14 protein-coding genes are annotated in these 25,328 nt (G+C 47.7%); 12 read left to right on the top strand and 2 right to left on the bottom strand.

Annotation, left to right across the window (positions count from 1 at the left end):
- Positions 1-8: 8 nt before the first annotated feature.
- From L3C95_RS11195 to L3C95_RS11185, 3 genes are all read left to right on the top strand, one after another.
- Complete coding sequence (locus tag L3C95_RS11195; RefSeq protein ID WP_236386156.1) at positions 9-1,355, top strand: RagB/SusD family nutrient uptake outer membrane protein; 1,347 nt, start codon at positions 9-11, stop codon at positions 1,353-1,355.
- 89 nt (positions 1,356-1,444) lie between these two features.
- The gene (locus L3C95_RS11190) at positions 1,445-2,428 is read left to right on the top strand and encodes a cyanophycinase (RefSeq protein WP_236386157.1); all 984 of its coding nucleotides are present in this window, start codon (positions 1,445-1,447) and stop codon (positions 2,426-2,428) included.
- A gap of 130 nt (positions 2,429-2,558) precedes the next feature.
- The gene (locus L3C95_RS11185; RefSeq protein ID WP_236386159.1) at positions 2,559-3,287 is read left to right on the top strand and encodes a carbon-nitrogen hydrolase family protein; all 729 of its coding nucleotides are present in this window, start codon (positions 2,559-2,561) and stop codon (positions 3,285-3,287) included.
- Between the two features lie 238 nt (positions 3,288-3,525).
- Here the strand turns inward: L3C95_RS11185 and L3C95_RS11180 are convergent, their stop codons facing one another.
- Positions 3,526-4,383: a flagellar motor protein MotB gene (locus L3C95_RS11180; RefSeq protein WP_236386161.1), complete on the bottom strand. Its 858-nt coding sequence runs from the start codon at positions 4,381-4,383 to the stop codon at positions 3,526-3,528.
- 263 nt (positions 4,384-4,646) lie between these two features.
- Here L3C95_RS11180 and L3C95_RS11175 point away from each other — a divergent pair, with 263 nt between their 5' ends.
- From L3C95_RS11175 to L3C95_RS11145, 7 genes are all read left to right on the top strand, one after another.
- Positions 4,647-6,050: an alpha-L-fucosidase gene (locus tag L3C95_RS11175; protein ID WP_236386163.1), complete on the top strand. Its 1,404-nt coding sequence runs from the start codon at positions 4,647-4,649 to the stop codon at positions 6,048-6,050.
- Between the two features lie 452 nt (positions 6,051-6,502).
- Entirely contained in the window at positions 6,503-11,170 is a 4,668-nt protein-coding gene (locus L3C95_RS11170; protein ID WP_236386164.1) for a hypothetical protein, read from the top strand.
- 8 nt (positions 11,171-11,178) lie between these two features.
- The gene (locus L3C95_RS11165) at positions 11,179-13,269 is read left to right on the top strand and encodes a fibronectin type III domain-containing protein (protein ID WP_236386166.1); all 2,091 of its coding nucleotides are present in this window, start codon (positions 11,179-11,181) and stop codon (positions 13,267-13,269) included.
- 20 nt (positions 13,270-13,289) lie between these two features.
- Positions 13,290-13,832, top strand: coding sequence for a hypothetical protein (locus tag L3C95_RS11160; protein ID WP_236386169.1), 543 nt, complete (start codon positions 13,290-13,292; stop codon positions 13,830-13,832).
- A 245-nt stretch (positions 13,833-14,077) separates the two neighbouring features.
- Complete coding sequence (locus L3C95_RS11155) at positions 14,078-18,421, top strand: hypothetical protein (RefSeq protein WP_236386171.1); 4,344 nt, start codon at positions 14,078-14,080, stop codon at positions 18,419-18,421.
- A 98-nt stretch (positions 18,422-18,519) separates the two neighbouring features.
- Positions 18,520-19,863: a PKD domain-containing protein gene (locus tag L3C95_RS11150; RefSeq protein ID WP_236386173.1), complete on the top strand. Its 1,344-nt coding sequence runs from the start codon at positions 18,520-18,522 to the stop codon at positions 19,861-19,863.
- Entirely contained in the window at positions 19,856-21,580 is a 1,725-nt protein-coding gene (locus L3C95_RS11145) for a hypothetical protein (RefSeq protein WP_236386175.1), read from the top strand. The genes L3C95_RS11150 and L3C95_RS11145 overlap by 8 nt, the downstream gene beginning before the upstream one ends.
- An 86-nt stretch (positions 21,581-21,666) precedes the next feature.
- Here the strand turns inward: L3C95_RS11145 and L3C95_RS11140 are convergent, their stop codons facing one another.
- A complete protein-coding gene (locus tag L3C95_RS11140) occupies positions 21,667-22,164 on the bottom strand; it encodes a hypothetical protein (RefSeq protein ID WP_236386177.1) in 498 nt (165 codons plus the stop codon).
- Between the two features lie 538 nt (positions 22,165-22,702).
- Here L3C95_RS11140 and L3C95_RS11135 point away from each other — a divergent pair.
- On the top strand, positions 22,703-22,924 hold the full coding sequence (locus L3C95_RS11135; protein WP_236386179.1) for a hypothetical protein: 222 nt from the start codon (positions 22,703-22,705) through the stop codon (positions 22,922-22,924).
- Positions 22,925-23,018: 94 nt separating this feature from the next.
- The gene (locus tag L3C95_RS11130; RefSeq protein WP_236386181.1) at positions 23,019-25,319 is read left to right on the top strand and encodes a fibronectin type III domain-containing protein; all 2,301 of its coding nucleotides are present in this window, start codon (positions 23,019-23,021) and stop codon (positions 25,317-25,319) included.
- The last annotated feature ends 9 nt before the right edge of the window (positions 25,320-25,328 follow it).

Below are 25,328 nucleotides of genomic sequence, written 5' to 3'. Positions count from 1 at the left end.
TGATGAACATGAGATTAAGTATATATCTTTTAGCCGGTATCTCCCTGCTGAGTACCTCCTGCAAAAAGTTCCTCGATGTGCAGCCCGAGCAGCAGGTGGACGATGCAGCGGCTATTACCAACCTGGCAAGCGCAGAAACTGCAGTAAATGGTCTTTATAACCTCTTGGGGAATGATAGTTATTACGGCTCCAATTTTCAGGCATTATCTTACCTGTCGGGTGGGGATATCCAGTGGACAGGTTCGCAATCCGCGCCGGCACAGATAGCCAACCGTCAGATAACGGCCGATAATGGCAACGTGGCCTCTTCCTGGGCAGCGATTTACCGGACGATCCTTTCTGCGAACTACATTATTGATGTTATTCCAAAACTCTCTGATCCGCTGTTTACACAGGTAAAGAAAGATCAGCTGACAGGAGAGGCGTATTTTATCAGGGCATTATCTTATTTCGATCTGGCCAGGGGCTGGGGAGGCGTACAGCTCATACTGACACCTACGCGTCTGCCGGGCGATCATGCCGGCATTAAAAGAAGCAGCCTGGATGAGACATATCAGCAGGTGCTCAGTGACCTGAATAAAGCGGCAGCGCTGCTGCCATTGACCACCAACAGGAACAGGGCTACCCGTAAAACAGCATGGGCGCTGAAAGCCCGGTATTTCCTTTATCAGCAGCAATGGGATTCTGCCGATGTGTATGCCACCAGGGTTATTGACGATGCAGCTAATTACCGGCTGTTAAAACCTTATAATGCCTTCTTTGCGAACAATGCGGTAGCGACCGCAGAATCGGTGCTGGAGATTGGTTATAGCGTATCTTTCAAAAACGGGCATTATAACTGGTGGCTGCCACCTGCTCTGGGCGGCAGAAGAGAGTGGGCGCCCAATGCGCAGCTGGTGGCGCTGCTGAATGACCCCGCCGTGGGTGGTAACAGAAGTGCCCTGATAGGCCAGACCGCTCCCCCGGGAAATCTCTGGTATGGTAAACTGTACTATCGCACGCCCACCGGTACCGATCCTGCCTACCTGATAAGGATAGCAGAACTGTACCTGATACGGGCAGAAGCACGGGCGAAAAACGGGCAGCTGACAGAAGCCCTGCTGGACCTGAATGCCATCCGCGACCGTGCCGGTATTGCTCCCGGTACAGCCGATACAAAAGAGGCGATCATGCTGGCGATAGAGCATGAAAGAAGGCTGGAATTTGCTTTCGAAGGCGACCGTTGGTTTGACCTGGTGCGTACAGGTAGGGTAGCGGCAGTATTGGGTGTAACTGACAAAAACCGTTATGTGTTCCCGATACCGGCAGATGAACTGCTGGCGGATGAAGATCTGGACCCTAATCCTGGCTATTAGGAACCATATATGCAATGATAACATGAGTGATGGCCCCAAGAGACTATCAACAGAAAAAACACGATTATAAACCCCTTAAATACGATCCGATGAAACGGCTGATCATGCCTTTTTTCTCCGCCGGCTGCCTGTTCTTAGCTGCCGGCGCTGCCGCACAGCAAAAAACAGCTGCTACTGCACAATCATCCAACGTAGCCAGTGCCGGCGTAACACAATCCTCGAATACGGTGCAGGCTGACGCCGTTATTGGCCCTCAGAAAGGAGCCCTGATCATCGTTGGCGGCGGCAAAGTGGGGCCGGAAATATGGGCACGCTTTATTGAGCTGGCCGGCGGACCTAATGCCAATATTGTAGTGATCCCTACTGCTGGTGAAGACTCAGCGCTTGCCACCGGCAAATCATTTGAAAAGGAACTGCTGCAGGACCTCGGTGTAGCCCAGGTAACAGTGCTGCACACACGCGACCTGAAAGTAGCCAACACGGAAAGTTTTGTAGCGCCATTAAAAAAAGCGACGGGCATCTGGTTTCCCGGCGGCCGTCAGTGGAAGATTGCAGACGCTTACCTGCATACACTGGCAGAGAAGGAGATCAAAGCCGTACTCACCCGCGGAGGAGTAATAGGCGGTACTTCTGCGGGAGCTACCATCCAGGGTTCATTCCTGCTGAGAGGCGATACTAAAGGGAACGGCATCCTGGAAGGCGATCATGTACAGGGGCTTGATCTGATACATCATACAGCTATCGACCAGCACATCCTTCGTCGTAACCGGCAGTTTGACCTGGTAGGTGTTATAAAGGCGCATCCCGACCTGCTAGGTATCGGTATTGATGAAAGTACGGCTATCGTGGTGCAGAAAGATACATTTGAAGTGGTCGGAAACTCCTATGTGGCTATTTACGACATAGCCCACATCAACGAAAAACAGAAAAGTCCTACAGGCGAATACAGCACCGATGGGCCTTTTTATTTCCTGGGCAGGGGACAGCGATTCGATCTCCAGCAACGGAAAGTGATCACTACTGCTAACCGTTCTGCGGCCGTCAATGCCCCCAGGCTGAGCAACGATCATTAGATTCCCTGTTGCGCTACAGATAAATAAAAAAGCCGTTCCTGAAAAATATCTGGAACGGTTTTTTTTTGTTAAAATATAGCAATAATATTACGTCATCCTAACCCGGCAAGCATCCACAAAAAACTAGACTATGAAACTCTGCGTAGCACAGGCAAAAGCGGTAAAAGGCGACATCCGGAGCAATATAGACAACCACAAAAAGATCATTGATCTGGCTATTTCCCACGGTGCAGACACTATCATCTTCCCGGAATTGTCCATAACAGGTTATGAGCCTACACTGGCCAAAGATCTGGCAATCTGTATCGATGATGAAAGCCTGAACGATTTCCAACACATCAGCGATGCCAGGCAGGTAACCATCGGGATCGGCGCTCCTCTGAAAGCGGATACAGGTATCACGATAAGTATGGTGTTGTTTCAGCCAGATAAAGACAGGCATGTCTATGCGAAGAAGTACCTGCATGCAGATGAAGATCCTTACTTCGTTAGCGGACAAAGTACCATTAGCCTGTTAGGAGAAGAAAGCGATGTGGCTTTAGCTATCTGTTATGAGCTCTCGGTGCCGGCACATGTAGAAGACGCGTATAAAAGCGGAGCAGCAGTGTATTTAGTTAGTGCGGTGAAATCGACAGGAGGGATTGATAAAGCTATCGCGAGATTATCAGAAATAGGAGAGCAGTATGAGATGACGGTATTGTTGTCGAATGCAATAGGAGAGTCCGATGGATTTGAATGTGCCGGTAAGTCAGGTATATGGGATAATACTGGTACGCTTATCGAACAGTTAGATGCCAGCAGCGAAGGTATTCTGGTGTTTGATACGAAGACGCGTAGTGTCGTTGCAGCTACTTTGTAATAAACATAAGTGTACCAGGAATTGTAAAGACGTGCTCTGTTATTCGGAAATGAGCATAAAGAATACTTTGAACTGACATATGCAGTTACCCGGAAATAAGCGTAAAGAACACTTAAATTAACATACGCAGCGTTATTGCAGTCACCCTGTAAGAACAAAACCCAATGTCATCAAAACAAAAAGAGCGCCCCTGAACACAGAGACGCCCTTACTTGCTATAATGAAATGGATGATGATCTTATTTCTTTTCCAGCAGTTTGAAGAACTGGTCAAGCTGCGGCAGTATCACGATACGTGTACGGCGGTTAGCAGCCCTTCCTTCAGGAGTATCGTTGGTAGCAACAGGAAGATATTCACCTCTACCCGCGGCGGTGATATGGGCAGGAGGAATACCATAGTCATTCTGTAACACCCTTGTCACGGCGGTAGCTCTCTTCACACTCAGATCCCAGTTGTCAAGTAATACACCTCTCTTGAATGGATTGGTATCTGTGTGACCTTCCACCATAAACTCAATATCGGGCTGATTCAGTAATACTTTCGCTACTTTTCCGAGTACTTCTTTCGCCCTTGCAGTGATATCGTAACTACCGCTTTCAAACAGCAGTTTGTCGGATATATCGATATACACTACACCTTTTTCTACTTTGATGTTAATGTCTTTATCATCCAGGTTGCCAATAGCGCCTTTCAGGTTCATTACAAGTGCCATGTTCAGAGAGTCTTTACGCGCAATGGCGGATTGCAGGTCCTGTATATAAGCATCTTTAGCGCCTATATTATCGAGTGATTTTTTGATGCTTTCTGCCTGTGAATTGCTGATAACAGACAGATCTTTCAGCTGGTTCAGTAACGTGTTATTATTCTGTTTTAAGCCTTCTAATCTTTCTTCATTCAGGTTTCTGCTACGCTCAAACGCAGAAGCAGTATCGCGCAGGCTACGCTGGCAATCATCCAGTTTGCTTTGCAGGCTTGCATATTTGCCAGCCAGATCGGCATATTTGGCTTCAGAAGCCTTGAACTTTTTCGTACTGACGCAGGAGAATAATAAGACAGGACATGATAATGCTAATAAGAATATGACTCTTCGTTTCATACAAATTGTATTTGTTTTTAATGACTCTAACTGTTGTTCCTTGTAACCCGCATAAATCCAACACCATGCCACATTTTGATACGTACTCATGCTTATTCCTGTTAAATTGTTAAAATGTATCAACTAATGAGAAATTCGCAATTCGTTATATTGTATTACCATACAGGGAATGCATAGGATGATTGTTATATTTTAGTAGCAGTAGAAATAGATTATCCACGAACATCAGGTTCTCAAAATCCAAAATCGCATCAAAGTTCACTATGAAGAAGACATTCTGTTTACGTCTCTTACTGGGCATCCAACTATTAATGCCTGTCATGTTACAAGCGCAGGTGAAATCTGCCGCTACGCCGCTCGCTACCTTGCAACAGCAATTCGTTGATCTGCGTTTCGGTATGTTTATCCATTTTAACATCCCTACTTTCGCTAACCAGGATTGGCCTGATCCCGAAGCGCCGGTATCACTTTTCAATCCGACAAAACTGGACTGTACCCAGTGGGCCGCTACCGCCAAAGCAGCCAATATGAGCTACGGCTGTCTTACTACCAAACATCACAGCGGTTTCTGTATCTGGGATACAAAGACCACTGACTATAACGTGATGAACAGTCCTTATAAAAAAGATGTGGTAAGAGAATACGTAAACGCCTTCCGCGCCAAAGGGCTGAAGGTAATGTTGTACTACTCTATACTGGATACGCATCATAAACTGCGTCCACACGATATTACACGTAAGCATGTGGAGATGGTGAAAGCACAGCTTACAGAACTGCTGACCAACTATGGAGATATCACTGCGCTGATCATCGACGGATGGGATGCACCGTGGTCCAGGATCTCTTATGATGAAATCCCTTTTGAAGAGATTTACCGCCTCATTAAGAGCCTGCAGCCTAATTGCCTGGTGATGGACCTCAACGCGGCAAAATATCCGACAGAGGCTTTATTTTATACGGATATCAAGTCTTACGAACAGGGAGCAGGACAGCATATCTCCAAAGAGGCGAACAGATTGCCTGCGTTATCCTGTCTGCCGATCAACAGCGCCTGGTTCTGGAAATCAAATTTCCCTACCACACCTGTGAAAGATCCGGTGAAACTCGTGGACGATATCCTGGTACCGCTGAATAAAGCCTGGTGTAACTTTATCCTTAACGTAGCGCCTAACCGTGAGGGACTGATCGATCCTAACGCTGTGAAGGCACTGGAAGAAGTGGGTAAACGCTGGAAGAATACAGGTGCTATGCCTGCGCTGCCACCTGCTATTGCGCCAATTATCTCTTCTAATATCGCTAAGTTCCAGCGCAGTAATTCCAGCTGGAGTGACGACATGAACATCATGGACTTCGCGAACGACGACCGTTTTACCAGCAGCTGGCAGTCTAACGCTACGGTGAAACAACCATGGTATGAAATAGATTTTGATAAAGCACAGCGCTTTAATATGATCAGTATTGTGGAAGATGGCAGCAATATCAAAAAATACCATCTTGAATATGAAGATAACGGTACCTGGAAACCTTTAGCCAAAGGTGAAGCAGAAGGCCGCGTAAAAATACACCGCTTCGACAGCGTATGGGGTGGACGTGTGCGTATCGTGATCGACGAGTTCAGTGCGCCTCCTGCTATTGCAGAATTTGGGGTGTATAACGAAAGAAGATAGTGGTGTAGAATAGTATAAAGAGGTTATATCGTTTAGTAAAAATGCCTCCAAAGGTCAAGCACTTTTGGAGGCATTTTCATTTAAATGCTATAACCTTTTGTATTCGGCCAACCTTATGAAGACGGCTTTTGTTTAAGACACATCAGGACTTTCATTCGTTTTGGGGGTCCTTTCTTTTCGTCCAGGAATGGTATAATCTCCCTGATCCCACTCCTTTATTAAAAATTCCGGCTACCCGAGAATACAGGCTCAACTATTGTAACGTAGCAGAATGCCTCTGCAACGCTTTTTCAAATAAAATATTTTGTTAATGTTGAAAAAACACTAATATTTACACCAAATTTCGTATCCGGGAAAGTTTGTCAGCACGAAATACCTGTTGTTTACTGTTGTAATTGATCGTTGTTAACTGACCTCTCACCGTCAAACCTATACCTATTATTATCGGCCCTATGGTAAAACCTTACCTGAGAAACTGCTGTTACCGTTTCATTAGCCTCCTGACGCTATTTATTATTAGTCAAACTGTTACCGTGCATGCGGAGGACAGCGATCATGTTAAGGCCCCTTTACCGGCCGCCACTGTCCTGGCCACCAGTATGATGGAAAGCCGCAGTTTTCCGGATATTGACAAGCAGCTGGTGGCGGAAGCCCTGATAGCACCCGAAACCGGTCTGTTTACCGATGCCGGCTTGCAGCGTATGTTTGATGTGGACAGCAATACCCACGCATTTCGTGACATCGCCAGGGCTGAATTTGAGAAAATAGAGAAGAGTAACCGTTATACATCCTCAATCTCGCCAGACGACTTAAATGAGCTGCCTATGGGGCTTTTTAAGACCGTTGGCAATACTACCGTGACCATCGCGGTCAGCAACGCTATTTTCCATCCTACCTATGCCGAGCTTACCGTATATGCCAAAGTGCAGATACCACAGGAGCCGCGTGAGATCTTTTTTGGTCTGAAAGGCCTTAAACTATCGTACAAAGGCGGCATATTAGGCGATGCCAAACTGGTATTGCTGGGTGATGTGCCTATACGCCTGGGTGGTGGCACCGCAGCCCTGGTACTGAAGGGTGGTATGGATATGCAGACTGGTCAGGGGCTCGACCTGACTTATGTAACCATAGATTGTAACGGCTTTAAGGAACTGGGGCTTAGCGCCGATCTGGCGTTCCCACGCAGCATGCTGGTACCCTTAAATTCGAACGGCGAACGGACTACAGACAGCTCGCAGGTAAAGGCATCATTCAATACCGTGGTGCGCGACTGGAACGACATACTCGTGAGTGTAGACCTGCCTGCATTTGAAATAACACCCCTCAAAGGCGTTGGGTTCCGTATAGGCAAAGCTGTATATGATGGCAGTGACCTGCGTAACTCGCCCGACGTTGTATATCCCGCAAATTATCAGCGCTACCTACCCGCAGATGATCCAAACTTATGGCGGGGAGTATATGTATCGAGCCTGGAAATAACCTTGCCGAAACAATTTGAACGGGCTAATCAGGCCGGCAAACGTGTTTCGTTTGGCGGCAAGAGCATGCTCATTGACAATAACGGTATCTCCGGCAACTTCTTTGGCAATAATATATTGAACGATGGCAGCGCTGCCGGCTGGCATTTTACCGTGGACCGTCTGGAGATAGACGTAGAGGCCAACCACCTTACGGGCGCAGCGTTTAATGGCATGTTGGGCCTGCCGATGGCTAAGGTGCCACTGGGTTATTCTGCCGTCATTACCGCAGATAATGAATATATCCTGAAACTGAACACCATTGATACACTGGACTTTAGTGTATGGCGTGCAAAAGCCCAGTTGAACCCAAACTCATGGGTACAATTAAAATTGTCTAAGGGACACTTTGAGCCGGAAGCGATGCTAAATGGTAGCCTGATCCTGTCCTCGTCCCTGAAGGCGGGCGATAACGGCAAGCCTGTCGCTAAATTTAAAGGCATTGTGTTCCAGAACCTGCACCTGCAGACGAAAGCCCCTTATCTCACTGCCGATTACTTTGGATATAAGGATGAGAATACCGTTTGCAATTTCCCGGTGGCCATTAAAGAAATCTCCCTGGAAACCAAGGACAGTACTACGGCCAATCTCAATATTGAGCTCCGCTTTAACCTGATGGAAGGGAAATTTGGCGGTGATACCCGGCTGGCCCTGGTAGGGAAATTTGATAACAATAAAGGGTTACAGACCTGGAAATTTGAGAAAGTAAAGCTGGACTCTATTTCGCTGCGTGCGGAGCTGAGCGAGGCAATGTCGATATCCGGCCTGCTGAAAATATATGACGATGACGCTGTGTATGGAGATGCGATCAGTGGAGAGGTGAATGCCAGTTTCATGAAGGGGAAAATAAAGGTAAGGACCCGCGCTATGTTTGGTGCTAAGACATTCCGCTATTGGTACGTAGATGGCAAAGCTGAATTTAAGCCGGGCATTGCAATAGCCCCGCCCATGAAAATCTCTGGCTTCGGCGGCGGCGCCTATTACCGGATGAAAAAAGAAGGCATAGATACCATTGCTTCTCCGACGGGCGTAAAATATCTGCCGGATTCCACCGCAGGACTGGGCCTCAAGGCCGCTGTCTTGTTCGATATGGTGGAAGACAAGGTAGTACACGGCGAAGTATCGTTTGAAGTAGCGTTTAACCGTAGCGGTGGTATCAACTTCATGGGCCTCTATGGTTATGCGAAAATACTGGCCACAGTGCCTTTGGGCAATATCTCAAAGAAAGTGACTGAACAATTTGCCAAATTCCAGGCACAGGAGCAGAAAGCCATTGCCAAACTGGGCTCCGCAGGGCAGAAACTGGAAGAATTGAAAGTCTCCGATCCCTCCAGCGCAGCCGCCCTTTTGTCGGGCGATGAAAATCTATCCGCTGAAGTGGGTGTCACTGCCTATGTGGGTATACAATATGATTTCACGACATCTACGCTGCACGGCAACTTCGATATGTATATGAACGTGGCAAACGGTATGATGACGGGCAACGCCAGTGGCAACCGCGCCGGCTGGGCCGTGATCCATATTTCGCCGAGCGAGTGGTACCTGCATATGGGTACGCCTACCAACCGGTTAGGTACCAAGTTGTCGATAGGTGGTCTCAATATTAAATCCGGCGCTTACCTGATGGTGGGCGATAAGATACCCGGTTCTCCGCCACCGCCGCAGGAGGTAGCAGATATCCTGGGCGTGGATATAGAGGAACTCGATTATATGCGCGATGCCAATGCACTGGGCGAAGGCCGCGGTTTTGCTTTTGGCGCCAGCCTTACCGTGGAAACGGGCGATATCACATTCCTGATACTGTACGCCAACTTTAAAGCCGGCCTGGGCTTCGATATCATGCTGAAAGATTATGGGGATGCGCATTGCGTGGGTAGTACTGAGAAGATCGGTATAGATGGTTGGTACGCCAATGGTCAGGCTTATGTGTACCTGCAGGGTGAATTAGGCGTGAAAGTAAACCTGAAATTCATCAAAGCCAGGGTACCGCTTATATCTGGCGCAGCAGCCATGCTGATGCAGGCTAAATTGCCTAATCCTACATGGGTGAGAGGATATATGGCTGTTAAATTCAGCGTGCTGGGTGGCCTGGTAAAAGGTAATATGCGTATGAAGGTGGTGATCGGTCAGGAGTGTGAGATCGTAATGAACGGTAACAGCCCCGTAGATGTGAAGATCATATCCGATGTAAAACCGTCTGCTAATGCCGATGCAGTAGATGTATTCACTGCGCCGCAAGCTGCCTTTAATATGCGTATGGGGCAGCAGTTTGATGTAGACGACGACAACGGAACAAAGACCTACCGCGCAAGACTGGCATCCTTTACGGTGATGGATAATGGTCAGCCGATAGCTGGTCGCCTGGAATGGAATGCCAACAATGATGGTGTTTCCTTCTATTCCAAAGAGGTACTGCCTTCTCAAAAACAGCTGACTGCTACGGTGAAGGTAACCTTTGAAGAGCGGGTGGGCGTAACCTGGCAAACGGCCTATGTGGATGGCAAACCGGGCGAAGAGATTGAAACGGTGACCTTCACGACCGGTACTGCACCGGACTATATCCCGATGCAGAATATCGCTTATTCGTACCCGGTGGTGAACCAGCAATACTACTATAAAGATGAATCTGATAAAGGTCTCATTAACCTGAGTATGGGACAGGCTTACCTGTTCGACGCTAAATGGCAGTATGCGATCAACTTCAAAGATGCCGCCGGTCAGACAACTAAATTGGATATGACCTATGACGCCCCTTCACAGACGATTCATTTTACTCCGACGGGGCTGAAGGCGAATACAGCTTACCAGTTTGACGTAATAGCCATTCCTCCGGGTGCACAAAGCACCGATGAAGTTGTCGCTTACCAGCAACAACAGGATGTGGGCGAAGACGGTAGCTATACTGTTGCCAACAACCAGGCACAGACAGTTTCCAGGGGCGATGTGGCGAAATCATTGCTGCATTATGGATTCCGTACCAGCAAATTCAACACGTTTGCAGAGAAGATGCAGTCGCTGCGTTTGAAAGACGGTATTGGCGAAACAGTATCGACAGATGTAGTACGCCTGCTGGCCGACGTAGGCGACTATGAAGGCTTTGAAGTAGTGGAAATGACAGGTAACAACTATACCGGTTACAAACCGATGGTGAATGTGGAAGCGGTGATGGATGATGCGTATTTTACAAGTGACATCAATCCGTTGTTGTATGCCAACTATCCTATCAATAACGAAATATTTATTAAGAAACGTAACACGGACGAATTCGGAGTAGCGCCAAGCAAGGCGTTTATATTGATGCCTACTTACCTGGCAGAAGCATCTACCGGCAAAGTGACCAGCTGGATAAAGACAAGGCTGCCGTATCTCTACAATCTTCCGGACGTATACAACCTGGACTTCGTCGAGCTACAAAACAAAGTAGTGAACAGGTTCATGGGCACAGAAGATGCACCGAAATATGCCTACCTGATAAACGGGCATTTCCCTTTCATACGGTACGGCGCTTACAAAGTAAAATACCAATACGTGCTGCCTGACGGGACTAAAACGAGCAGCGCTGTATTCAATTATCATAATCCATTTAAAACAACCGGCTTCTAATGTATACAATGCGCAGGCTATTTTCTATACTGCTTATATTTATATGCTTTACCGCTGTGCTGCCACTGCGCGCGCAGCATAAAGACAGCGCCAGGGTAGCGGTTACCGCCAGGGCCCGGCAGCACAGCATATTGTTGCGATGGGGCATGAGCACTTCCCGCGCCTGGAAGCTCGGTAATCAATATGGTTTTCAGCTTACCCGTTATACCGTTACCCGGGATGGGAAGCTATTGCCAACACCGGAGGTGAAAGTATTGAATACGCAACCGCTGCGGCCTAAACCATTAAACGAATGGGAGAAAATAGTGCAGCAGGACCAATATGCTGCCATCATTGCACAGGCATTGTATGGTAAGGACTTTGAAGTAAGTGGTGGCGGTGGCGGTGATAAGGGTATTGCAAGTATCATGGCACAATCGGCCGAGCAGGAACAGCGTTTCTCGCTCTCCCTGTACGCTGCCGACAATAGCTTTGAAGCGGCTGTAATGGCAGGCTGGGGCTGGGAAGACAAAGACGCGCGTCCCAACGAGAAATACCTGTACCGGGTGAAATCGCTGGCGCCACCCGATCGGGTGACTGTAGATTCAGGTAGCGTATTCATAGGTATACAGGACTATGCACCGCTGCCGGTACCCGGAGATGTAGGAGCTGTGTTTGGCGATAAACAGGTGGCACTTAGCTGGGATTACAGCATTTTAAAACACTACTATACTTCGTGGATCGTAGAACGCTCTAAAGATGGCGGTAAAACCTTTGAGCCGGCCCGTTCGCTGCCGGTGACCAACCTGAATGAAAAAGAGGGCAGACCTTCCACGCGCATGTATTTTATTGACTCGCTGGAGGATAACAATACGGTGTACCAGTTCAGAGTAAGAGGTATTTCCGCATTCGGCGAAAAGGGCCCGCCTTCTGCTGCAACTACCGGTAAAGGCAGGCACGTGTTGATATATGTACCTAACATTCGCAGTAACAAGATCTCTGCACAGGGTAAAATGACGCTTACCTGGGACTTTGAAGCAGCAGGCAATCCTTTCATCAAAGGTTTTGCCTTGAACCAGGCCGCAACTGAAAATGGGCCTTACAAAACAGTACTGGCTAATATCGCGCCGGATCAGCGTAGCCTGCAATACGAGCAGCTATTGCCTTCCAACTATTTCACCATTACAGCTGTTGCCAAAGAAGGTGAATCGACCACCTCGTTCCCTGTGCTGGTGCAGCCGGTGGATTCTATTCCGCCTGTGCCACCTGTAGGACTTGCAGGCACTGTTGACAGCAATGGTGTGGTAACGCTAACCTGGAAAGCAAATGCGGAAAAGGATATGCTGGGGTACAAAGTATTCCGTGCCGGCCGGCTGAATGAAGAATTGTCTCCACTAGTGGACTCTATCCATATGACGACTGTTTACAAAGACACTGTTCCCATAAAATTCCTTAACCGTAAAGTATACTATGCGGTAGCTGCATTGGATAAACGCTATAATCAATCCGATTATTCCGCTATCCTTGAGCTGAAGCGACCGGATGTGATACCGCCTACCTCCCCGGTGTTCACTGCGTATAAGGTAACCGATGGCCAGGTACAATTATCCTGGGTGAACAGTGGAGATGAGGATGTTGCTGCTCATCTGCTGTACCGGAAGGACCGCGCAGATACCAGTCATAAATGGTTATTACTGCAGACATTCCGTGATAAGACCCACTATTACGCAGATCAGCTGATTGAAGGTGGCCAAACCTATACCTATATCCTGATGGCGAAAGACAGCAGCGGGCTTGAATCGCCGCCTACCCAGCCTATTACCGTAACAGTACCTTCAGACCCGAACGCCATCAGCGTAAAAACAGTGAATGCGTATGTGAACCGGGAGCAGCGTTACATTGAACTATCCTGGAAAGATAGTAATGTGGGCGTAAACGAATATCAGTTATATAAAGGTGCAGGCGGCCAGCCGCTTAGCCTGTGGAAGGTAGTTCCGGCAAATGTAAAAATGGTCGTGGATGAATCGCTGAAGATCAATACGGCTTATGAGTATGGCGTACGCGCTGTAGACAAAAACGGTCAGAGCGGTCCGCTTAAAAAAGTTAAAACAAATTATTAACACCTACATACCTTTTATTTATGAGAACCATGACACAAAGAGCCTTATTGTTGTTATTCCTTCCGCTGTTGGCGTTTACCAGCAGACTGTCCGCGCAGAACGCAACGTACGAGCTGACCGTCGATTACACTATCATGGGCTTCGGCACCACAGCGAGCTGCGGCAGCGGCTATGAAATATATGCCATTATGCAGAACGGCAGTACAAACCTTATCACCTCCGGGTCACTGGATGGTCTGAACGATGGCGAGGTATGGCCTTTTCCCCCACAGACTATCACCTTTACTTCGGACAACCCGGTAACACGGATTGCCGTATGGAGCAAGCGGAAAAACAGCCGCTGCAATACCCTGGCTGCTGGCCAAAGAGATTACGTCCTTCCTGCGGGCAATATTAGCTGGTTTGATGTTAACGTTGGCGACTTGTTCACTGGCTATAACGTTCAGTCTAATATGCATATAACCATTAAGCCTGCGTCCATAACAACTGCGATTCCCTCCAACGGGGATGTCATCAACAGGACAAGCAGCACCCCGCATAATTCTTCCAAAACACTACGTTGAATTATGCCCGGAAAAATAATGATGCCGGAATAAACGAATGCAGTTATACTCAGCGGCTGGTGAACGGCCGCTGAGTTGCTGGAAAATACTTTCGGAAAACGTGAAAATGACTATAGACGAATTGCTGACGATCGATACTGTTTATGAGTATGGCGTACGCGCTGTAAACAAAAACAGTTTGAGCAGGCCCGCTCAAAAAAGTTAAAATAAGTTAAATCCCTGCATACTTTTTACCTATGCGACCAATGATAAAAAGAGCCCTATTCCTGTTATTTCTCCCCCTGTTGGTGTTTACCGGCAGGCTAGCCGCGCAAAACCCGACGGCGGTGTACGAGCTGACCATAAAATGCGACATCATGGGCTTCGGCACAGCAGCCTGCGGCAGTCTCTACGAAGTATATGCCCTTTTTGACCATGGCGACTCAAGGCTTATCTCATCCGGATCCCTGGACGGTATCGGAGATGGCCAGCCATGGTATTTTCCCGCCAAGACGATTACCTTTTCGTCGGACAATATGGTAAAAGGGATTGCAGTATATGGTAAGCGGAAAACCAGCTGCAGTAACACTGCAGAGTCAAAGGAACTAGATTACATGTTCCCTGCGGGCGATCGTACCTGTTTTAGTACCAGGGTTGGTGGTTTATTTGCTGGCTATCATTCTGAGTCTACTCTGTTTATAGACGTTAAACCTGTGTCCAATGTGTATGAATTACAGATCCAGACAACGGAAGTATATCCCAGCAGTCTGGCGCTAAACTATAACATGATTGCTCATTATACAGATGGCACACAGGACGAGATATTAGCATTTATATCGACTGCGCTTCCCTCCGCATGGGAGGTCATCAACAGGACAGGCAGCGCCATACACAGCACCGCAAAAAAAATAGCATCCATAGAAGTTAACAGTACATGGGATCGAAGCTTCCCTTTTAACGATGTAAAGCGGTCGGAGACTTTCAATGTCAGTCATACAGGGCAGGAATTTGACGGGAATATTGATAACCCTTTTGTCTCGGCGATGGACCCGAGCAGTAAAATCCATGTGACCTATAGAAGAGTCATGAATGACGTGGTATACAGCGGAACAGGCTCTAATATATTACCGACAGACACTGAGATCAGGCTCATTGGTACTCCAGGGATACCAAACCAGCAATACATCTGGCAATACTCGGCTGATAACGGCCCCTGGACGAAAGCTCCTGATAACAAGCAGGGATCGAATGTTCTTCAGGTCTCCGGCAAAAGCCTGTTGGGAAGTGACTGGGAAAAATACCTCACGAAAAATGTACGGGTTAGAATGGTACCGGCTTGTGCACAGGACCGCGAATCCAATACTTTTACGCTGGATTACCGGCTGGAAGCACCGCGCATTACGAACATCATTCCCAAAAAGATATCCTGTAACGGCGCCAGTGACGGTGGCTTCATAGTTACCTTTGACCGTCAGGCGTATACTGGTGAGACTATAAACGTAGAAGTCAAGGACTTGAAAAACGTTATTGGTGGCACCCTACCTAATCAGATCGGTGTAACAATGCAGCCAGATAGGACTTATACCTGGCCTTCAAATACACTTTTCGCCAGCACTTTCCAGGTAAAAGTAACCGGGAATATTAATGGCACCAACAGTTACAGCGACGGAAGTACGTTCGACTTCCAGCTGGACGAACCTACACCTGTCACCTTCTCTACGCCGGTTCCTATTGATGCAAAATGTTTTGGAGGCAGCGATGGTGGCGTTAACCTAAATATTAATGGAGGTGCAGGCGGCTATGTAGCCTCGTATAAAGGGGTGGCGGATAATGATTATCTCACGCAGCCGTTCACTCTGAACACCATAACCGGCCTCGCCAAAGGAGACTACCTGATAAAGGTAAAAGACCAGAACGGATGTACCGGCAAGACAGCTGCCGGAGACGAGGAGATAGGCTTCAGTGTTAAACAACCTGACGCGCCGCTTGCGGTGGATGCCTATTCCATCACCGATCCTAAAGCATTCGGATATTCGGATGGCAGCATTACCGTCCATCTGAAAGGTGGTACGCCAAAAGCAGACGGCTCTTATGATGTTGTGTGGAGAAAGGCAGATGGCACCTTGTTAACACCCGTAAATACTGTAGATGGCAATGGCATCTATACCACCACTATCAGCAACCAGCCAGATGGCGATTACACCCTGACAGTTGAAGATGGCAACTATAATGCGGCTGCTACAGACAGCAGGACAGGCTGTACGGTCATCAATACCTTTCCGCTAAGACAACCGCCACCATTAGTCGCCAATATACAGATTACCGACAGCGTTAGCTGTACCGGCAAGTTCGATGGTACGCTTACTGCAATTATAAATGGCGGTGTACCATATAAAACTCAGCCCCGTTATACCTACGAATGGTATCACATCGTGAACGGCATGGCTGTGTCTATCGGACAAACAGATAGCATCGCAGTTGACCTGCCTGCCGGTCAGTACCTGGTAGAAGCAAAAGACGCCAATGGCATCAGCATATTATCCGATACTACAGACCTGATAGATCCGGCTCCTTTACAGGTACAATTCAACACCACGCCAGCCACCTGTTACGATGGCAGCAATGGAGCGCTGGAAGCACTCGTAAGCGGTGGTACAACACCATACCAATACAACTGGAGCAACGGCAGTCAGCAGGCTTATAATACGGGTCTGCATGCCGGCGCGTATACAGTGAACATAACAGACTACCATGGATGTCCTCTATCAGGCGACTCCACAGTTGAACAACCTGCTGCCCCAATAGAGATAGCGCAGCAAGTATTGACCCAACCCCTTGCTTATGGCTACTCAGATGGTAGCATTAAAATACTGGTGCGGGGTGGTACTGCTAAAGCTGATGGTAGCTACAATGTTAGTTGGCAAAAGGCAGACGGTACACCGTTGGGCAATGGCGTCGGTCAGGTAGTGGCGGGTGGTTATGAAAGTGTGTTATCGGGTATACCTAAAGGCGATTACAAGGCTATTATCACAGACGCTCAATATACCGGTCCGTATCCCAATATGGAGGGTTGTACGTTGGTGGCAGAGTTCCCATTGAAAGAACCACCTCCGCTTGTAGTAACCGTTGCAGAGCAGCGTTACGTATCATGTAAAGGAGCCGCAGATGGCGTGCTGAAAGCTACTGCAGATGGTGGGGTACGCATCAATGGTCCGCTGCCATACCGCTTTGCATGGTATAAGAAGGGGAGTGGCGGTTATACTGCCATCGGTCAATCGACGCCATCAGCGAGCGGATTAACAACCGGTACATATAGAGTGATCATCACAGACGCGAATAATATTGATAAAATATCCGACACCTTCCGCCTCGTTGAGCCGAACCTGCTGGAAGTGCAGCTGACCACCAAACCGGTTACCTGCGCCAGCGGACAGGATGGTGCTGTAAATACCACCGTTACCGGCGGTACAGGCCCTTTCAGTTATGAATGGACGAATGGTGCAACCACCAGCGATATCAGCAACTTAATAGAGGGATCTTACCTCGTGTTTGTAACAGATTCCCGTGGTTGTGAAGCACAGAATAATGCAGATGTATTCATACCTAATGGCATCGTAGTGAATGCAGACATCATATCGCCGGTTTGTGCGGGCAATAGCGATGGCGCCATTAACACGCAGATCAGCGGCGGCATTAAACCTTACCGGTATGAATGGAGTAACGGAGCAACCACCAACAGTATAAGCCAGCTGCATGCAGGCAAATACACGCTTACTGTACAGGACGCGAATAATTGTAAACGTGTGCAGACTTTCAACCTGCCAGACCCGCCACCTTTGCAGGTGCTACTGGGAGGCGATATAACCCTTTGTAATGACCAGAGTTATACGGTAAATGCTGCTATAGCGGATCCTGCTGCTACTTATACATGGGGCGGTGAGCCAGCCTTCCAGGCCACTACACCGGCGGTGACGCTTAATCAGAGTGGCCAGTACTGGGTAAGTGTAATGGACGGTAAAGGTTGTATAGGTCGTGATACCATCGGCATACAACAACGGCAGGCAGATATCTCAGCAGAATTTGTGGTATCCACACAGGTATTCCGTAATGAGGAAGTATCGCTGATCAATATCAGCACGCCGATGCCGGAACGTACCGTATGGGAAATACCAGCCAGCAAGAACATTACTGTGTTGCAGAACACGCCGCTGCTGGCCAGTCTGCGCTTTGCAGATACAGGTGTGTATCGCATCACCCTGCACTCTTATATTGGCAATTGTGAAAAGGTATATACAAAAGATATTGCCGTATTGGAATCACAATCCATACCGGCTCCCGGAGGTGCACAGCAGCCGTTCATCACATCGTTTGAGGTGTCGCCTAATCCTAACAACGGGCAATTCACCGTACGTGTGACTTTAGACAAAGCAGCAGAGATACGCCTGCGCCTGTTCAACATCATCAGCAATCAGCTGGTGAATGATCGAAAAGAAAGCGCTGCCGAGCAATTTAACATAGGCTACCAGCTGAATATAACGGCAGGTACCTACGTGCTCCTGCTGGAAACGCCGTTGGGCAATCTGATAAGGAAGATCATCATCACACAATAATCACTAAAGAAGATACTGTTGGCAGCTGAAACGCGGTATACAGTATCTTCTTTACCGATTTTATAAAGAAGAAGGGCTGGTGCGAAGCTTTTAATAATATGAAGACGAAACTAATATCCTATACACTATTTATACTGCTGCTGGCTGCATGCTACAAAGAGGTAAACCGGCCACTTACGGTGGATTTTGCCTACGTGCTGGCAGACAGTTCGCATACCGTGCCAATATCTGTAAACATGGCCAACCGCAGCGCAGGCGCTACGGGGTTTAAGTGGACCTTTGAAGGCGGCGAACCTGCTACTTCTGATTATGAGAACCCGGGGGCCATCAGCTTCAAACAGGCCGGTCCGCATAAGATCACGCTGGAAGCGTGGAATGACGATACCCGGAGTAGCAAGACCATCATCCTGCAGCTGGACAGTGCCGTACAGGTGTCTTTCGATGCCGAGATACAGGTGAACGATTTTTCACCCGTGCAGGTAAAGCTCACTAACCGTACTGTAGGCGCCAGCAGTTATAACTGGACCTTCCAGGACGGCGAGCCGGCCAGTGCCAACACCGCCGTACCGCCGCTGGTAACCTTTACCACACCCGGGCCGCATGTTATAACTTTACAGGTGAGTAATGGCGGACAACAGTTCACCGCCAGCAAAACCATTACAGTAAAGTCACCCTTACATACCGATTTTACGGTAGCTCCGGGCCCATTCGACGACGACTACGAAGCACCCCTGACAGCGGTACTCGGTGGCAAAAGCGTGAGTTATCTTACGCAGCAGTGGCAGTCTACAGGTGGTGTGCTGGATAGCGATACGGCTTCCGCTAACACTATCTACTTTGCCAATCCGGGCACCTACACTATTACACTGACGAATACAAATGGGAAGGGATCTGAAACGGTAAATAAGACCATCACGGTAAAACCTAATTCGCATCTGCGCACTATCACGGATGTTAAACTGGGTATCAGCACCGCGCACGCAGATATTGGTTGTTTTTATTCTACCCGCCTGCGGAAAGTATATCGTAAAAACGATGACCTGACAAAAGTCGGGAAAGAGATTGACCTGGTATTCTTTGGGCTGGGTCGCACTTTTACCTATAACAAATTTGTATCGCCGGATTCTGCCGCCAGCTATACCTTCCCCGCCATACCCGGTGCTACGGTGACGCGGTTTATCAATAAACAGGAGCAATGCAATTGCGGCGTTTCATTCAGCGTAAGCGATTTTGACAACATGCAGACAGATGCGCCCCTGCAAGCCATCCAGGTGCCTGCCGGCGTTAGTGGCGGCCTGCAGTTTGACCAGACAGTATTACCCCGTATTATATTATTCCAGACGGCAGATGGCCGTAAAGGCGCCATTAAGATAAAAGACTATGTGCTGGAGGGCAGCACAGCCTATATCATGGCGGACATTAAAGTACAGAAATATGAATAGATCCCGTATCCTATACCTGTGTACTGTTGCCTTACTGCTGCCACTGCTATCATCTGCGCAGCAGGTAGACCTGGAACATATCCGGGATCTGTTTGGCAAGGGTAAGCCCCTTAAAGTGAACGGCGGAGTAAACGCCAGTACCGTATTCAACAGCGGCAGTGGTAGTGGCCGGCAGCCGTTTAACTGGTACCTGAACGGTAGCGTGAATATGAACATACTAGGGCGGATCAACCTGCCATTTTCGTTTAACCTGACTAACGCCGGTGCCGGTTACTCGTATCCTACCATGCCCAATCGCCTGAGCCTGCATCCGACTTATAAAGGAGTGACAGCTCATATAGGAGATGTAGCCATGTCGTTCTCTCCCTATACATTAAATGGGCACCAGTTCACCGGGGTCGGACTGGATATAGCACCGCAACAAACCTGGAGCATTAGTGTGATGTACGGACGGTTGTTGCGCGCAGTAGATTACGACAGTACAAACAGAAACATACTGCCTACGTACAAACGGATGGCTTATGGTGCTAAACTTGCCTTACAGCAGCAAAACTATTCGTTATCACTGAACTTCCTGCGGGCCCAGGATTTCAGGGATCCTATGCAATACATCCCGGATACCCTGCACATCTTCCCCAGAGCAAACCTTGCCGTGAGCCTTGCGGGTATGTTGCGCCCTGCAAAAGGATTGGAGCTGACCGTTGAATACGCCAACAGCGCGATGAAACTGGATAAGCGGGACTTTCATCCCTCCAGCTCAGATCGCGGCAATTTGCTGGAAAACGTATTTATGTATGATATCAAGAATACCCAATTCTTTAAGGCCATCAGAGCAGGTATGAACTACACATTCCATAAAAGCGTGATAGGCTTAGGCTACGAGCGTATAGACCCCGGCTACCAGACGCTGGGTACCTACTATATGAACAACGACATGGAGAACATCACCGTGAATCTGTCACAACCACTGCTGCATGATAAGGCTACTATATCCGGCAATGTGGGCTATCAGCGTGATGACCTGAACAATACCAAGGCTGGTGCTACGTTCCGTATGGTTAGCGCGATAAATGCCAGTTACATGCCGAATGAAAAGTGGAATGCGAACTTCACTTATTCCAATTTTCAGACGTTCACACACATAAAACCGCAGTTTGATTATATCAACCAGACGAATCCTTATGAGAATATGGATACGCTGAACTTCAAACAGATATCGCAGAGTGCCGGGCTAACGCTTACCTATATGATAAAAGCCAATAAGACCAAAAGCCACAATATCAACCTCAACCTGAATGTGCAGGACGCGGCAGATATTCAGAACGACGTGCTTTGGAAAGGCAACGGTTCGCGGTTCTATAACTCCAGTACTGCATATACCTTGTTGCTGATACCACGGCAGATGAGCATTACCGGCGCTTTTAACCTAAGTTATAATACTATTGGGAGAGATGAGTTCCTAACGTTGGGGCCTACCTTTGGCGTGAACACACGGTTGTTTGATAAGAAGGTAACCGCTGGCTTTAACAGCTCGTACAATAGCAGCACCAATAATGGACAGCAACAGGGACAGGTGTTGAATTTTCGCGCGAATGCGGCATACCTGTTCATGAAAAAACATAATCTGAATATGAATGCGGTGCATCAGACACGTTGGAGTACCAAGGGCACGGCGAGTAATGTAACGGCAACGGTGGGATATAGTTATAGTTTTTGAAGTAGCGGCTTTATTATCAACAGATACCTGCAGGCAAACATGAAGCCGTCCGCCCCACGCGGACGGCCTCCAGGTTTATACATAGTCTATATCCGGTCGTCATTCAGTAAAATACTACCCAGGCATATCATCGCCACATCTTCCACAAGTCCTGCAACAGGATCGGGTGTGCCGGTGATCTTTCCGAATTTCTTTCTGGCATAAAAGGTTATATAAGCGCCTGCACAGGCTGCAGCAGCACCGATCAAAGCACCCAACCACATACTTTTATGTTTTCTTCTGCTAACGATGGCCCCGGTAACAGCGCCTGAGATACTTCTGGTAATTAGTCCAACAGGCTCAATTCTGTCGCCTATGCCGGGAAGTTTGTCCACATAAGTTTCTCCGGCAGCCATCAGGGTTAGTACCTTGCTTTCAGGAAAGATCAGGGCGGGGGCTAACGTTGTACGTGAGCCGGCAATAGCGCTTACGCCGGCAATAACAGCGATATCCCTGGCCCTGTTATGATTTACAGGCTGCTTTAATATTCCTGTTGCGCTTCTGGTCTTTGGAATGCCTGTAGTGGTCGTTGTACCGTTTCTCATGCCATGAATTTTAAATGAAACATTTGTTCGAAGACATTCAGATTAATGTCATACCACTTTCGTACCAGCAACTATCCGCCGGAGTAGCATGCTCAACCTGTAGGCAGCCTCTATATATGAAATATGCAGACACCCGGAATAGCTACGGTTAACGGTTTTAACAGAAAACGATAATTTTTTACTGCTGTAGGATATCCCAAAAAATGTAATGATATCAATGGATTCACACCGTACTCAGGCAATACTGCAGCGAGGTTGTGTGTAAAATGTACTACATTCTGGCACTTTATTTGGAACCAGTATAGCATATACGTCTCAACTTTTAATGAATGCATAGGGCCTTTCATCCATCAGCCATTAACCGACAAAATCCCCGGACAGTAACTTTTCCCTCATTTCTTTCTCTTTAGTGGGACTATACACCTGTGTGTACTACGCTAGCCTGCTTATAATCACAGATATATAAAAAAATGTATCTATCTTAATATTATTTTAATATATTCGTCCTTGTTTGTACTAAGCACACCACACCCTACCTATGAATACGATAACCTACGACTTGGGGTTACGCCTGCTGTTGACATCCTGTTTTAAAGAAGTAGTAATACCCGTTGCTACTGATTTTATTTACACTGCAAAAGACAGCATCCACCATCAGCACAATATCAATTTTATACATAGCACTACCGGTGCAACTTATCCGCTTAACAGGCAATTGACTATAGTCGGTCCACATAGTTCAACCTCTTTTACAAGCTGAATGTAACGGCAGGTACCTACCTGTTGCCGGGAACTTCCATGGGCATTGCAGTGGTAAAAATTGTCATAAACACACACATGTAGCAATCAGAAAAATGAAACACAGTATATATAACACATTCCGTATAGCGCTGCTGGCAGGCATGCTGCTGTGCGCTGGTTATTTCAGATCGGCCGCGCAGAAGTATCCTGTAAAGGTGCAGGTGCAGTTATTGCAACCTGTATCACCGCAGCTGGCTGACCTCTATACCGGTACGCAGGCCAGAATGATTGTCACCCTGCTGAACACTGACCTGCAAAGTCCTACGTTATCCGTCCGTTTACGCTTTATCATCAAGGGTGGTAATGCGGTGTTGCGTAGTAAAGACTATGTTTATTATCAGGCTATTCAACTGGATGCAGGTATTCCATTGCGACTAAGCGTGGATGATCTGGCCCCTTATTTCCAGTTGGCCAATCTCGATGCTTCGGGCATTCCTCCTTCGCAACTGATGCCGAATATCCACCTGCCGGACGGATATTATACTTTCTGTGTGGAGGCGGTAGAAGTGAATAGCGGTCAGCAGGTCAGCAATAGTACGCAGGGGTGTTCCCCGCCTGCATGGATCAGTGTTAGTCAGCCGCCTTTATTGAACCTGCCCGTCAAAGGTGGAGGCGTGGCATTCAGGGATCCCCTGAATATTATCTTCAACTGGACACCACGCCATATGAGCAGTGCCAATGCAGCTTTTCAGACAGAGTATGAGTTTACACTGACAGAGTTATGGGATACGGTGATTGCACCGGAAGCGGCATTTCTGAATTCACCTCCGTTGTATCAAACCACTACAGCTACTACAACATTATTGTATGGGCCTGCAGAGCCCCCGCTCTTGCCGGGTAAGCGATATGCATGGCGTGTAAAGGCAAAAGCGAAATTAGGCGCTGATGAATTTGAAGTGTTCCTGAACAATGGTTACAGTGAGATCTATTGGTTCGTATTGCAGGAGAACTGTCAGCCACCACAGCAGGTATTGGCAACGATAGAGGAGAACGTCGTTACTGTCAACTGGTTACCGCAGCCCCAAATGTCGGAATACATAGTAGAATATCGCGAAGCAAATAAAACCGGTGCAGAATGGTTCAGTATGAAAACAACAGAAACCCGAGCGGCGATCAATGATGCGGTGCCGGGCAGAAGTTATGAGTACCGTGTGGGTGGGTATTGTGTGTCAGCAATAAAAACAATGGGCGACCTGCATGGTTTTGATATGCCGGCAAGAGATACTGCTGATAATAAGAACTGTGGATTATTACCTGATATCAAACTGGCTAACCAGGAGCCTATTAAGGAACTGAAGAATGGTGATCAGATCATGGCGGGCGATTTCCCGGTACGTCTTACGACCGTATCTGGTGCTGGTACATTCCAGGGGGCAGGTTATATAATGATCCCATTCCTGGGCGATACAAAAGTAAAAGTGAAGTTTAACAATATTACTGTCAATACCAGCCGGCAGTTGCTGAGCGGTGTGATACAAACCACTTTTGATAGCCTGGCAACACAGGTAGTAGGGGTGGACAAGGTGGTACAGGCCATCAAAGATCTGGCTAGCGTGATAAATGACCTGGCGCATCTGTCGATAGATAGTGACTATCTCCTGGTGAAAGATCTGGCTGATGAGATCAGGAAAATGGCCGAGAATGAATTGCCGGAAGACCTGAAAGAGCGTATTACTAAAGCTGCAGACAACCTGGAACAGGCTAAGAAAGACTACGACAATGCAAAGGCCGAGTATGACAATGCGAAAACACCGGAAGAGAAGGCCGCAGCAAAGGATAAGAAAGACAAGGCAGCAGCTGCATTTGAAGAAGCAAAAAAAGAAGTAGATGCAGTGAATAAGGAAAAAGAGGAGCTGGTGAAGTCGGTTACTGACATGTTGGTAAAAGCAGTTAAAAAACTGAAGTCTGATTATGATGACAGCAGACGTACTAAGATCAATGAGGATTTCGATGCCAGCCGAACCGCATTGAATGATCTGATCAGCAGAACTAAGAAAGCACTTTTAAATGGAAAAATAATGCCTGACAATGCCAACCAGGGTAAGAACGTAGTTGTCATTGCCATAGATAGTGTGGATGTTTCAGCGCCTGTAGAAGATGAATTTTCAAAACTGAGTGTCGCATTTAAAGAGGCGGAACTGCAGAAGAACAAAGTGGCAGTGGCAGACATGTTTGACCAGCATATATCCAGTAAGGAATACTATGCATTCATCACCCAGGTGCTCAGAATAAACGGTAAGAACCTCGTTGACTACATTGTTACTGAAAGAAATGACGAAGTAGAGGATGATGTTATCGTCGACAATCTGAAAGTCGAACTGGAACAATTAATAACTGATTTGTTGAATAAATAAGCTGGTAAT

This window comes from Chitinophaga filiformis, from assembly GCF_021646545.1.
Classification (GTDB): Bacteria; Bacteroidota; Bacteroidia; order Chitinophagales; family Chitinophagaceae; genus Chitinophaga; species Chitinophaga filiformis_A.
Note: the sequence above shows the minus strand (reverse complement) of the source record. Positions and strands in the feature narration are given on the sequence as shown.